Annotated in this window: 13 protein-coding genes; 3 read left to right on the top strand and 10 right to left on the bottom strand. The window is 71.9% G+C overall.

The genetic code is table 11. The features are described 5' to 3' along the window. Nucleotides 1-9 precede the first annotated feature (9 nt). Nucleotides 10-1,185, bottom strand: coding sequence for an acyl-CoA dehydrogenase family protein (locus tag OHA73_RS06080; RefSeq protein WP_267071792.1), 1,176 nt, complete (start codon nt 1,183-1,185; stop codon nt 10-12). A 130-nt stretch (nt 1,186-1,315) separates the two neighbouring features. Between OHA73_RS06080 and OHA73_RS06075 the strand changes: the two genes are divergently transcribed. The 3 genes from OHA73_RS06075 to OHA73_RS06065 all read left to right on the top strand — a co-directional run bounded on the left by OHA73_RS06075 (nt 1,316) and on the right by OHA73_RS06065 (nt 4,164). Further along, nucleotides 1,316-2,521, top strand: coding sequence for a CaiB/BaiF CoA transferase family protein (locus tag OHA73_RS06075; protein WP_327654408.1), 1,206 nt, complete (start codon nt 1,316-1,318; stop codon nt 2,519-2,521). A 57-nt stretch (nt 2,522-2,578) separates the two neighbouring features. Beyond that, nucleotides 2,579-3,250 (top strand): GntR family transcriptional regulator, encoded by a 672-nt coding sequence (locus tag OHA73_RS06070; protein WP_327654407.1) that lies wholly within the window; start codon nt 2,579-2,581, stop codon nt 3,248-3,250. Between the two features lie 167 nt (nt 3,251-3,417). Further along, complete coding sequence (locus OHA73_RS06065; protein ID WP_327654406.1) at nt 3,418-4,164, top strand: SAM-dependent methyltransferase; 747 nt, start codon at nt 3,418-3,420, stop codon at nt 4,162-4,164. A 116-nt stretch (nt 4,165-4,280) separates the two neighbouring features. Here OHA73_RS06065 and OHA73_RS06060 read toward each other — a convergent pair whose 3' ends face one another. The 9 genes from OHA73_RS06060 to OHA73_RS06020 all read right to left on the bottom strand — a co-directional run bounded on the left by OHA73_RS06060 (nt 4,281) and on the right by OHA73_RS06020 (nt 12,534). Beyond that, the gene (locus OHA73_RS06060) at nt 4,281-5,561 is read right to left on the bottom strand and encodes a YeeE/YedE family protein (RefSeq protein WP_327654405.1); all 1,281 of its coding nucleotides are present in this window, start codon (nt 5,559-5,561) and stop codon (nt 4,281-4,283) included. Nucleotides 5,562-5,802: 241 nt separating this feature from the next. Next, nucleotides 5,803-6,222 carry a TOBE domain-containing protein gene (locus tag OHA73_RS06055; protein WP_266716622.1) on the bottom strand — a complete coding sequence of 140 codons (420 nt, stop codon included), beginning with the start codon at nt 6,220-6,222 and terminating at the stop codon, nt 5,803-5,805. An 80-nt stretch (nt 6,223-6,302) separates the two neighbouring features. Next, nucleotides 6,303-7,388, bottom strand: coding sequence for an ABC transporter ATP-binding protein (locus tag OHA73_RS06050; RefSeq protein ID WP_327654404.1), 1,086 nt, complete (start codon nt 7,386-7,388; stop codon nt 6,303-6,305). Further along, a complete protein-coding gene (modB, locus tag OHA73_RS06045) occupies nt 7,385-8,209 on the bottom strand; it encodes a molybdate ABC transporter permease subunit (RefSeq protein ID WP_327654403.1) in 825 nt (274 codons plus the stop codon). The genes OHA73_RS06050 and modB overlap by 4 nt, the downstream gene beginning before the upstream one ends. Nucleotides 8,210-8,211: 2 nt before the next feature. Then, nucleotides 8,212-9,009 carry a molybdate ABC transporter substrate-binding protein gene (gene modA, locus OHA73_RS06040; RefSeq protein WP_327658416.1) on the bottom strand — a complete coding sequence of 266 codons (798 nt, stop codon included), beginning with the start codon at nt 9,007-9,009 and terminating at the stop codon, nt 8,212-8,214. Between the two features lie 197 nt (nt 9,010-9,206). Then, complete coding sequence (locus OHA73_RS06035) at nt 9,207-9,602, bottom strand: TOBE domain-containing protein (protein WP_267071799.1); 396 nt, start codon at nt 9,600-9,602, stop codon at nt 9,207-9,209. 39 nt (nt 9,603-9,641) lie between these two features. Continuing rightward, complete coding sequence (locus OHA73_RS06030) at nt 9,642-11,015, bottom strand: MFS transporter (RefSeq protein WP_327654402.1); 1,374 nt, start codon at nt 11,013-11,015, stop codon at nt 9,642-9,644. A gap of 58 nt (nt 11,016-11,073) precedes the next feature. Further along, a complete protein-coding gene (locus OHA73_RS06025) occupies nt 11,074-11,700 on the bottom strand; it encodes a TOPRIM nucleotidyl transferase/hydrolase domain-containing protein (protein WP_327658415.1) in 627 nt (208 codons plus the stop codon). Nucleotides 11,701-11,862: 162 nt separating this feature from the next. Further along, nucleotides 11,863-12,534, bottom strand: coding sequence for a GntR family transcriptional regulator (locus OHA73_RS06020; protein ID WP_266716632.1), 672 nt, complete (start codon nt 12,532-12,534; stop codon nt 11,863-11,865). Nucleotides 12,535-12,550: the final 16 nt, after the last annotated feature.

The raw sequence follows: 12,550 nt of genomic DNA, 5'->3' as shown, positions 1-12,550 counted from the left end.
CCAGGCGGCTCAGCGGAAGGCCGGCAGGCCCGTCAGGGTCTTGCCGATCACCAGCGAGTGGACCTCGCTCGTGCCCTCGTAAGTGAGCACGGACTCCAGGTTGTTGGCGTGCCGCATCACCGGGTATTCGAGGGTGATTCCGTTGGCGCCGAGGATGGTGCGGCACTCGCGGGCGATCTGGATGGCCTCGCGCACGTTGTTGAGCTTGCCGACGCTGATCTGCTCCGGCGTGCCGCGGCCCTCGTCCTTGAGCCGGCCGAGGCGCAGCGCGAGCAGCATGCCCTTGTCGAGTTCGAGGGCCATGTCGGCGAGCTTCTGCTGCGTCAGCTGGTACGAGGCCAGGGGGCGCTCGAAGACCGTCCGGTCACCGGCGTAGGAGATCGCCGCCTCCAGGCAGTCACGGGCGGCGCCGAGCGCGCCGAACACGATGCCGAAGCGGGCCTCGTTGAGGCAGCCGAGCGGCCCGGAGAGGCCGCGCGCGTTCGGCAGCATCGCGTCGGCGGGCAGCCGTACGTCCTCCAGGACCAGCTCGCTGGTGACGCTGGCGCGCAGGGACAGCTTGCGCTTGATCTCCGGCGCCGAGAAGCCGGGCGTACCCGCCGGGACGAGGAAGCCGCGCACGCCCTCTTCGGTGCGGGCCCAGACGACGGCGATGTCCGCCACCGAACCGTTGGTGATCCACATCTTGGCGCCGTTGAGGACCCAGTCCTTGCCGTCGCGCTTGGCGTTCGTGCGCATTGAGCCGGGGTCGGAGCCCGCGTCCGGCTCGGTGAGGCCGAAGCAGCCGATCTTCTCGCCCGCCGCCATGCCCGGAAGCCACTGCTGCTTCTGCTCCTCGGAGCCGTACTTCCAGATCGCGTACATCGCGAGCGAGCCCTGCACCGAGACCAGGCTGCGCAGCCCCGAGTCCACCGCCTCCAGCTCCATGCACGCGAGTCCGTACGAGACGGCGCTGGTGCCCGCGCAGCCGTAGCCCTCCAGGTGCATGCCGAGGACGCCGAGACCGCCCAGTTCGCGGGCGAGCTCGCGGGCCGGGATGGCGCCGTTCTCGAACCACTCGGCCACCTTCGGGCGCAGCTCGCGCTCGCCCATGGTGCGCACGGTGTCGCGGATGGCGCGCTCCTCGTCGCTCAACATGCCGTCGATGTCGACGAGTTCGAAGGGGTGGAGGGGGGCTGAGGGCATCGCGGACTCCTTGGCTGCGTGGCCGGTCGGCGCTAGGGTGACGGATATCGGATTTTGGATCCAACTTTCTTTACGTCTCGGATCGTAGCCGCACGCCCACCGCTTGCCAAGGTTCCACAAGGAGAGCCGTATGCCGGCCACAAGGCCCGTCGCCCAGGGAGCCCTTTCGGGGCTCGTCGTCGCCGACTTCGGCCGGGTCCTCGCGGCCCCGTACCTGACGATGCTCCTCGCCGACCTCGGCGCAGAGGTCATCAAGGTCGAGCGCCCCGGAGCCGGTGACGAGACCCGTTCCTGGGGGCCGCCCTTCGCCGACGGCGAGGCCACCTACTTCCTCGGGGTCAACCGCAACAAGCGCTCCGTCGCCCTCGACCTGACCGAGGAGTCCGGGCGCGAGGCCGCCCGCGCCATCGCCGCCCGCGCCGACGTCCTCGTCGAGAACTTCCGGCCCGGCACCATGGACCGACTCGGCCTCGGCTACGAGGAGTTGAGCGCGCTCAACCCCGGCCTCGTGTACTGCTCGGTCACCGGATTCGGCACCGCCGAGGGCGCCGCGCTGCCCGGCTACGACCTCCTGGTGCAGGCCATGGGCGGACTCATGAGCGTCACCGGGGAGCCGGGCGGCCAGGGCACCAAGGCCGGAGTCGCGCTCGTCGATGTCATCACGGGGATGCACGCGGGGCTCGGTGTCATGGCGGCGCTGCGGCACCGCGACGCCACCGGAGAGGGGCAGAAGGTCGAGGTATCCCTGCTCACCTCGCTGCTCTCGGCGCTCACCAACCAGGCCTCCGCGCACGTCGCCGGGGGAGTGGTGCCGCGCGCGATGGGCAACAAGCACCCGAGCATCGCCCCGTACGAGGTCCTCGACGCCAAGGACCGGCCGCTGGCGCTCGCCGTCGGCAACGACCGTCAATTCGGCGCGCTGTGCACCGAGTTGGGGATGCCGGGCCTCGCCGATGACCCGCGCTTCGCGAGCAACACAGCGCGCGTCGCCCACCGGGAGGAACTCCTCGCCGAACTCACCGAGCGGCTGCGCGAGCGCGGAGCCGACGAGTGGTTCGAGACACTGACCGCCGTCGGCGTGCCCTGCGGCCCGATCAACGACCTCGGGGAGGCCTTCGCCTTCGCGGAACGGCTCGGCCTCGACCCCCGCGTACACATCGACGACCCGAACCGCGAGGCACCCGCCGCGCAGGTCGCCAACCCCATCCGGCTGAGCGCCGCCCCCGCCGCGTACGTCACGGCGCCGCCACGGCTCGGCGAGCACACCGAGCAGATCCTCGCCGAGCTGGGGCTTTCCGCAGCGGACGACGCGGGCGATGTCAGTGCGGCTCCGTAGGATGGGCGCCGTTCACCACGTGCTGCCGACGCCCGGCAGAGAGGAAGAGGAGCCGCCATGACCACGCCCGCACCGAGGCGGCGGCCCCCCACGGCGCAGCAGTTCGTGCTCGAGGAGCTGCGCCGCGCCATCACCAGCGGGGAGATCAGGCCGGGCATGCCGATCCGGCAGGACGCCCTCGCCGAGCAGCTCGGCGTGAGCCGGGTGCCGCTGCGCGAGGCGCTCAAGACGCTGGAGGGCCAGTCCCTCGTCGTGCACCACGCGCACCGTGGCTACTTCGTGGCCGAGCTGTCCCTGGCCGAGCTGCGCGAGGTGTACCGCATCCGGGAGATCCTGGAGGCCGAGGCCGTACGCGAGGCGATGCGCGGCGGCGGCACCGTCCTCGACGCCCTGGCGGAGGCCCAGGCGGAGGTGGAGGCGCAGGCCGCCGCGGCGGATGTCGCGGCGATGGCGGCCGCCAACCGCAGATTCCACTTCGTCCTCTTCGAGGCGTCCGGCATGCACCGCCTCGTACAGCTCATCGCGACCCTGTGGGACGCCACCGACGCCTACCGCTCCCTCTACTACGCGGACTCGACCAGCCGTACGCATGTCATCGACGAACACCGGGCGGTGCTCGACGCGTTGCGCGAGGGGCGCACGGAGGACGCGGTGCGGCTGCTCGACGGGCATCGCGAGCATGCGGTGGCCGCGCTGGAGGGGCTGCTCGGCGAGGCGGCGGGGGCGTAATTCGGTGGAGCGGGCGGTCCGGACGGCCTAGGTTGACCGGGTCCACCCCCGCGTGCAGAACGAGGTGTGCTTGATGACGGTCCGAGCAACGGCGGTCGACTCCGGTCGTCTGTCCCTCCCGGAAGCCCTGACCTCATCGCACGTCTCGAACGTAAGGAACACCCCTCGTGGATCTGCCGCGCATCTTCACCGTCCGCGAAAGTAGCCACCGCATCCACAACCCGTTCACCCCGGGCAAGCTCGCCGTCCTGGGCCGGGCGCTGCACCTGGCGCCCGGGACCCGGATGCTCGACCTCGCCAGCGGTTCCGGCGAGATGCTGTGCACCTGGGCCCGCGACCATCACGTCACCGGGACCGGAGTGGACATCAGTACGGTGTTCACCGAGAAGGCGCGCGCCCGCGCCGCCGAACTCGGTGTCGCCGAACGGGTCGCCTTCGTCCACGGCGACGCCTCCGGGCACGTCGCGGACGAGCCGGTCGATGTCGCCGCGTGCGTCGGGGCGACCTGGATCGGGAACGGCGTGGCCGGCACGGTCGACCTCCTCGCCAAGAGCCTGCGCCCCGGCGGCCTGATGCTCATCGGCGAGCCGTACTGGCGCCGTGAGGTGCCCGACGAGGACACCGCCAGGGCCTGCCACGCCAGCGGCAAGGACGACTTCCTGCCGCTGCCGGAGCTGATCGAGCGCTTCGGCGGGCTCGGGTACGACGTCGTGGAAATGGTGCTGGCCGACCAGGACAGCTGGGACCGGTACCAGGCGGCCCAGTGGCTCAACCTCCGCCGCTGGCTCGACGGGAACCCCGAGGACGAGCTGGCTGCCGAGGTACGGGCCGAGCTCACCACCGGTCCCGCCCGCTACGCGCGGTATCAGCGCGAGTATCTCGGCTGGGGAGTCTTCGCGCTGATGGCGCGCTGACGGTCACACGAGACGCGCTGACGGTCACACGAGACGCGTTGACGGTCACACGAGAGCGGGTCCGGGGAGCACGCTGTGCGCTCCCCGGACCCGCATGTCTTCGATGCCCTACGAGGTCAGCAGACGCTGTCCGACGGCTTCGGGTTGCCGAGGCCGAAGACCGGGCGCAGCCGCAGGCCCGCCCACGTGCCGAGGATGGCGACGGCGCCCCAGATCCAGCCGTGCAGCGAACCGGAGACGATGCCCGCGAGGTACGCGCCGATGTTGCAGCCGCCCGCGAGGCGCGCGCCGATCCCCATCAGGATGCCGCCGACGACCGCGGCGACCGCCGTACGGGCGGGGATCCCGCGGTGCAGCTTCCACACGCCGCCCGCCGCGGCGGCGACCGCCGCGCCGACCATGATGCCGATGTCGGTGAGGCTCGTCTTGTCGGCGAGCACCGGTCCCGCCAGCTGGGCGGAGTTGCCGGGCTGCTGCCAGAACGCCCACGTCTCGGGGGACCCGCCGAGCGCGCCCACCACCTTCGAGCCCCACAGCGCGAACGCGCTCGTCACGCCCCACGCGCCGCCGGACACCAGCAGCACACCCGCGCCGAGCACCGCGAGCACGATGGCGCCCGCCGCCAGCGGCCAGGAGCCACGGACCGTACGGAGCAGCGTGCCCTTCGCCGACGGCGGAGTGCCGACCGGCGGGGGATTGCGGCGGGCCTGCACGGCGCGCGCGATGAACCAGATCGCGGCGAGCGCGACGATGGTGATCGCCCAGGAGCCGAACCAGCCGACGTGGTCGGACAGCAGGTACGGGTCGAGCGCCGGCAGATCGCTCCAGAGCCCGAACTGCCAGGCGGCGAGGGTGGAACCGACGATGAACCCGAAGAGCGTGAGCACGATCGAGCTCTGCCCCGAGCCGACCGCGAACAGGGTTCCGGACGCGCAGGCGCCACCGAGCTGCATGCCGATCGCGAACAGGAACGAGCCCACGATGAGGCCGATACCGATCGGTCCCGCACTGGGCGCGGGCACCGAACCGAACAGCCCGCTGCCGGTGCCGATGATCAGCGCGAAGAGCGTCGCCGTCGTGCCGAGCAGCAGGGCGTGCGCGCGCAGCCCGGTGCCGTTGCCGACGGCCACGAGCTGCCGCCAGGCGGAGGTGAACCCGAACCGCGAGTGGAACAGGGCGAACCCGAGCCCGAGCCCGAGCAGCAGCAGGACGCCCGGCTTGGCGCCGTGCGCCACGAACACGTAGGCGTCGAGCGCGGCGCCGATGACCCCGGCGCCGACGAGCGGCCCCCACCGGGTGGGCGGCGCGGACTCGGCGACCGGGGCGGGCGAGGAGGTGGGGGACGGGGCGATCAGGGCGGCGCGCGGCGGCGCCCCGGCGGGGGGAGCGGTGGTCACGGCAGGTCTCCGGCAGCTGGAGTGGGAAGGTTCGGACAGGAGGAGCTCGCCGCGCCGAAGCGGCGCGGCAGGACGTCAACGACGACAGAGCGCGTCGTCGACACTCCACGTCGTGGCCGCGAAGAGCGCGAGAGCCAGGTGACGAGCGGGTCCGAACATGTGCGCCACTTTAGGGTTTCCGCCGGATTCCGTGGGAGCGCGTCTCACATCGCGGGCGCGACATGAGACGCGAGCGGGTCCCTCAGGCAGTGGCCAGCGACACCTCTGTCGACTTCAGCAGGGCGACCACCGTGGAGCCGGCCGCCAGGTGCAGGTCGGCGGCGGCGTCCTTCGTGATGGCGGCGGTCAGCTCCGCCCCGCTGATGTCGACCCTGACCGAGGCCATGGCGCCCCCGGTGGCGACGTCCCTGACCGTGCCGGGCAGCTGGTTGCGGATGGACAGGCCCTCGACGGGCGCTGTCGCGAGCGCCACCTCGGTGGACTTGACCAGGGCTCGGACCGCGGAACCCGAGGCGAGGCCCAGGTCCTTGACGGACTCGAGGGTGATGGCGGCCGTGAGGTCCTGGCCGCCGTCGAGACGGACCTTGACCGTCGCCATCACCTCGCCCGTGGTGACGGCCGTGACGGTGCCGGGAAGCTGATTGCGGATGGAGAGGGCCATGGCGATGCGCCTCGCAAAGTCGGGTTTATGGGGCTTTTGCGTGTGCTTCACCCTAGAGCCCGGGCAACCCGAAGGACCCGTCACGCCGGATACGCGTGCGTCTGTGTCGCCTTGACCGTGGCCCACACCTTCGCGCCGGGGTGCAGGTCGAGTTCGGCCGCCGCCACTGTCGTCAGGTCCGCGGCGAGGGGGAGGTCGCCGGAGAGGGCGGCGCGGATCTGGTCGCCGTGCGTCTCCATCCCGCTCACCTCGCACCGCCACAGATTGCGCGCGCTCGACCCCGTGGGCCGCTCCCGGTGCAGCGTCACCGCGCTGGGCGGAAACGCGACGAAGACCGGGCCGTTCAGCTCCTCCGTCGTCGTGATCGCGGGGCCGTCGTCGTCGACGTGGACGGTGTGGCCCTCGGCGCGGCCCCGGTACAGATTGAGGCCGACGAGCTGGGCGATGTAGTCCGTGCGCGGGCGGCGCGCGACGTCCGACGGGGCGCCCTCCTGGACGACGTGGCCGTGCTCGATGACGACGAGCCGGTCGGCCAGCACCATCGCGTCCAGCGGATCGTGGGTGACAAGCACCGCCACCGCCTCGAACTCGGCCAGGTGGCGGCGGAGTTGGGCGCGCACGTCCAGGCGGGTGCGGGCGTCGAGCGCGGCGAGCGGCTCGTCGAGGAGCAGCAGCCGGGGCCGCGTGGCGAGCGCGCGGGCGAGCGCGACCCGCTGCGCCTGGCCGCCGGACAGCCGACGCGGCTTCGCCCCGGCGTGCTCCGCGAGCCCCATCCGGTCGAGCCAGGCCTGCGCCTGCGTACGAGCATCCGCCTTCGCGGCGCCCTGGCAGCGCGGCCCGAACGCCACATTGTCGAGCGCGCTCAGATGCGGGAACAGCAGATAGTCCTGGAACACCACGCCCACCGGGCGCGACTCGGGCGGCGTGCCGTCGAGCGGGGTGCCATCGAGGCGGAGGTGTCCGGCGTCGAGCGGCGTCAGTCCCGCCAGCGCCCGCAGCGCGGTGGTCTTCCCGGCCCCGTTCGGGCCGAGCAGCGCGACGACGTCGCCGGGGTTCGCGGTGAGCGCGACGTCCAGCCGGAAGGTGCCGCGGTCCACGACGAGCCGCGCGTCGAGCCCCGCCCCCGCCACATCCTCGTACTGCACCGTCTTCTGAAGGTCGGTCATGACGCGGTCATCCAGCGGTCACGCAGGCCCGCAAGCACCGTGATCGACACGGCGAGCAGCACCAGGCTGAGGGAGATCGCCGCGGCCGGGTCGCTCTGCATGGCGAGGTACACGGCGAGCGGCATGGTCTGGGTGCGGCCGGGGAAGTTGCCGGCGAAGGTGATCGTCGCGCCGAACTCGCCGAGCGCCCGCGCCCACGCGAGCACCGCGCCGGCTGCGATCCCGGGCGCGATCAGCGGCAGCGTCACCCGCCGGAACGCGGTGAACCGGGAGGCGCCGAGCGTCGTGGCGGCCTCCTCGTAGCGCGGGTCGGCCGCACGCAGCGTGCCCTCGACGCTGATCACGAGGAACGGCATCGCCACGAAGGCCTCGGCGATCACGACACCGGTCGTGGTGAACGGCAGCGTGATCCCGAACCAGGAGACCAGGTACTGCCCCACGACACCGTTGCGCCCGAGCGCGGTGAGCAGGGCGACGCCGCCCACCACGGGCGGCAGCACCAGCGGCAGCGTCACCAGGGCCCGTACGAGACCGCGCCCCGGGAACTCCGTGCGCGCGAGCAGCCAGGCCAGCGGCACCCCGAGCACCAGACTCACCAGCGTCGCCAACGTGGCGCACACCAGCGACAGTTGGAGCGCCTGCCACACCTCGGGGCTGGTCAGCTGCTCGGGCAGCTGCGCCCACGGGGCCCGTACGAGCAGTGCGATCAGCGGCACCACAAGGAACGCAAGGCCCACGAGCGCGGGTACAAGCAGCGGCAGCGGAGGGACGCGGCCACGGCGCCGCCGCGCCCCACCCTCCACGGTGTCGTTCGCCGCCACGGTCACGGCTTCAGGAACCCGGCCTCGGTCAGCGCCTTCTGCCCGTCGGAGGACTTGACCAGCTCGATGAACGCCTTGCCCGCCGCGGCGTTCGGCGCCTTCTTCAGCGGGGCGATCGGGTAGTCGTTGATGGCGTCCTTGGACTCGGGGAACTCCACGCCCTCCACCTTGTCACCCGCCGCGTGCACATCCGTCTTGTACACGACCGCCGCGTCCGCCTCCTTCAACTCCACCTTCGTCAGGGCGCTCTTGACGTCCTGCTCGTACGAGACCGGGGTGAGCTTCAGCTTGCTGGCGCTGAGGGCCGTCTGCGCGGCGGCACCGCACGGCACCTCCTTTGCGCACAGCACGACCTTCTGGCCGGGCTTCGTGAGGTCCTTCAGGGACGACACCTTGTTCGGGTTGCCGGGGAGGGTGGCGATCTCCAGCTGGTTGCGGACGAAGGTGCTCGGCTTGCCGTCGGCGTCACCGGCGTCGGTCACCGTCTTCATCGTCTTGGGGCTCGCGGCCGCGAACACATCGGCGGGGGCGCCGCCGGTGATGCCCGCGGCGAGGCTGTCGCTGCCGCCGAAGTTGAAGGTGACCTTGGTGCCGGGGTGCTCCTTCTCGAACTGCTTGCCCAGCTTCGTGAAGCTCTCCTTGAGGGAGGCGGCGGCGAACACGTTCACCGTCCCGGACAGCTTCTTGCCGCTGGACGCCCCCGACGAGTCCGCATCGGACGCACCGGACCCGGAGTCGGACGATCCGCAGGCGCTCAGGGTCAGCAGCGCCGCCGCCCCGATGCCGGTCACCTGAAGCATGCGGCGGGTCGTGGTCCTGCGCGCGGAACGGGTTGTCACGGTTCAGCTCCCCTGCTGTGTCCTGGAACGCTTACGGCGACCATACTGCCGCATCTGCCAGGGGGAAGTCGCCTGTGGGTTCGCATGATCCCGGTGGGTGGACGGTGTGGGTGTGCATGTGCGTTCGTACGTACATGTGGTGGGAGGGGGAGTGATGCTCACGCACGGTCGATATGGACATTCGTCGACTTCACGCGGGCGGTGGCCTCCATGCCGACCTCCAGGCCCAGCTCCTCCACCGCCTCTCGCGTGAGGAGCGAGACCAGCCGGTGCGGCCCGGCCTGGATCTCCACCTGGGCGGCGACGTCGCCGAGCTTCACGGCGGTGACGATGCCGGGGAAGGCATTGCGCACGGAGGTGTACGAGGGGTGGTCGTCGGCGTCGTCGCCCGCGGCCAACTCCACGGAGAACGCGGCGAGATCCTTGCCCTGGACGACCCGGTGCCCACTCGCGTCGCGGTGTGTGACGATCCGCCCGGCGTCCGCCCACCGCCGCGCGGTGTCGGGGCTGACGCCGAGCAGCCGTGCGGCCTGGCCGATTGTGTAGGACTGCATGCGGCAAAGATTAACTTCCGGCCGCCGTGGGGCGATCGCTCAGTGCGGCCGCTCGGGACGCGGCACGACACGCACCGTCAACGCGGCGGCGGCCAGCCACAGCGCGGCGGCCAGTACGCCGATGTGGTGCAGCCCCACCGTGAACCGGGCCGGCGACTCCGGGTCCTGCGCCAGCGCCCCGAACACCGCGATGCCGAGCGCGCCGGCCGCCTGCCGCGCGGTGTTGTTGACGCCGGACGACAGGCCGGGCCGGTCCGGCGGCCCCGCCTGCAACGCGGCGGCGACCGCGGCAGCGGTCAGCAGCCCCATGCCCAGCCCGAGCCCGAGGAGCGTCGGCAGCAGATCGCCATACGTGGACGCGGGCGTGAGTACCAGCAGACAGGCGGAGCCCGCTGCCCCCACGAGCAGCCCGGCGACCATCGGCGGCCGCGGTCCGAGGCGTGCGGCGAGCCTCCCCGTGACGGGCGCGCACGCGGCCAACGGCACGAACAGCGGCAGCAGCATCGCCCCCGCCGTCAGGGCGTCGCGGTGCTGGACCTTCTGCAGATACAGCGTCATCACGAAGATCGAGCCGATCCCGACGAAGTTCATGGCGGCGGCCACCGCGTTGGCCCCGACGAAGTCCGGCCTGCGGGCCAACTCCGGCGGGAACATCGGCTGCGCCGCCCGCCGCTCCCACAGCGCGAGGGCGACAGCGGCGAGCACGGCGGCCACCGCCGCGACGACCGGAGCCGCGGACACCCCGGAGCGCCCGGCCGAGATCGCCGAATAGACGAGAGCGGTGAGGAAGACGGCCGCGGCGAGCAGTCCCGGCACATCGAGGCGCCCGGTGCGGGACGGCGCGTCGGCCCGCACGTATCGCCAGGTCAGGGCGGCGGCCACGAGCACCACCGGCAGATTGACGAGAAACACGGACCGCCACCCCACCGCGGTGACCAGCACACCTCCGAGCACGGGGCCCGTCGGCAGCGCGAGCGCCGACACCCCGGCCCACACCCCCAGGGCCCGCGCCTTCTCCTCCCGCTTCGGAAACGTCCGGTTCACCACGGCGAGCGTGCTCGGCAGCAAGAGCGCCGCCGCGAGACCCTGCAGCGCCCGCGCCGCGACCAGCGTGCCGACGCTCGGCGCGAGACCGCACAGCAGCGACGTAACGCCAAACAGCGCGAGCCCGACGAGCACCACCGTGCGATGCCCCCACCGGTCACCGATCACCCCCGCGCCCAGCAGGCACGCGGCGAGAACGACAGTGTAGGAATCGACCACCCATTGCAGCCCGGAAAGGTCGGTGCGCAGGTCCTCTCCGATATGGGGGAGCGCGACATTGACGACGGTGACATCGAGTTGCACCAGGAACATGCCGACGCACATGAGCGCCAGGACCGGGCCGCGATGCCGGATTGTTGTGGTGTGCATGTACTCCATGGTGGCCGGTGAACCCTTCGGGGCGCACCGAAACGTCGCCGCATGCCGCCTACAGCTGCGCGAAAAGCTCCTCGAGCGGCGCGGGCACGCACCCGGCGTCGTACGCCGCCTCGGTCAGCAGTCGTCCGTAGCGGATCTTGCGGCCGGCCTTGGTGCCGAGGAAGCGGCGCAGGCGGCGGTGCGCGGGCCTGTCCTGCTGGGCGGGCTGGCGGGCGAAGGTCTGCCAGGGGTGCCACTCGCCGGCTTCCCGGACGACCTGCTCGACCCGTGCGACGCCGAGCGCGCGGATGAACTCGTCCTCCAGGTCCGCGATGCACACGAAAACGGTGCCGCTGCCCGGCCCTTCGATCTGCCCGCCGGCCGGTTCCAGCGCGCGGTCGTAATAGCGCCGCTCGCGCTCGTCGCACAGCCCGGTCAGTCGCAGTCCGAGCCCTGCCGGTCCGAGCAGCCGGGCGTAACGGCCCACGTTCATCGCGCCGCCCATGGACACGACGCACACGCCCTCGGCCGCGAGGTCCCGCCCGCGCCGCTCGGCGAGCGCGTCAACCGCCGCGACGTCACTGAGCCCTTCGAGGAGTACGGCGCTGCGCACCCGCAGACGTACGGCCAGCTCCCGGGCCGGCGTGCCGGAACCACCGGCGGCCCACTCGGTGACCGCCTGGTGGAACGCCTTCATGCCTGCCGTGTCCGTCGTCTCCGTCACGCGCTCAATCCTCTGTTGGAACGGCCGGGAGCCCAATCGAGTATCTGTGACGGTTATAAGCCCCGCTCTGGGACGAGACTCGCGGGGTCCGGGGCAGAGCCCGTGACGTAGGCAATGCCCGCCGCACCCCAAGGGTCAGCCCGCCGCCGGCTCCGTCAGATGACGCCACGTCCGCACCAACTGGCTGAACTCTTTCACCTGCACGAGCACATGCTCACGCGCCGCCTCCTCCGCCCTCTCCGCCGCGCCGGAGGCAATCGCGTCGGCGATCGCCCGGTGCTCCGCGAGGGACCGCCGCATCCGGTCCGGCACCCTCAACTGCAGCCGCCGGTAAGGCTGAAGGGCCCGCTTGAGCGCATGGGACTGCTGCCGCAGATACTCGTTGCCGCACGAGTCGTAGACGATCGCGTGGAAGCGGGCGTTGGCGTAGTAGTAGGGATCGGCGTCGCCCGCGCGCGCATGCTGCTCGCACTCCCGCAGCGCGTCCTCGAGCTCGGCCAGCGCCTCACGCTCTATACGGCGAGCCGAAAGCCGCGCCGCCATCCCCTCCAGCTCCGCCATGACCTCGAAGCGCTCGGCCAGCTCGGACACGCTCAGCTCGGTGACGTACGTGCCCTGCTTCGGGCGGATCTGTACGAGGCCGGACCGCTCGAGAGCCTGCAGCGCCTCGCGCACCGGCGTGCGCGAGCAGCCGAACTCGCGCTCCAGCTCCGCCGGGTCGAGGCGTTCGCCCGGCCGGTACCGGCCGTCCACCACCGCGTTCTCCAGGGCGTCGCGCACGCGTCTGGCCTCAGGGACTCGAGCCATCTCCACCTCCGATTGC

This window comes from Streptomyces sp. NBC_00483 (genome assembly GCF_036013745.1).
Taxonomy (GTDB): domain Bacteria; phylum Actinomycetota; class Actinomycetes; order Streptomycetales; family Streptomycetaceae; genus Streptomyces.
This window is presented reverse-complemented; position numbering and strand designations above follow the sequence as displayed.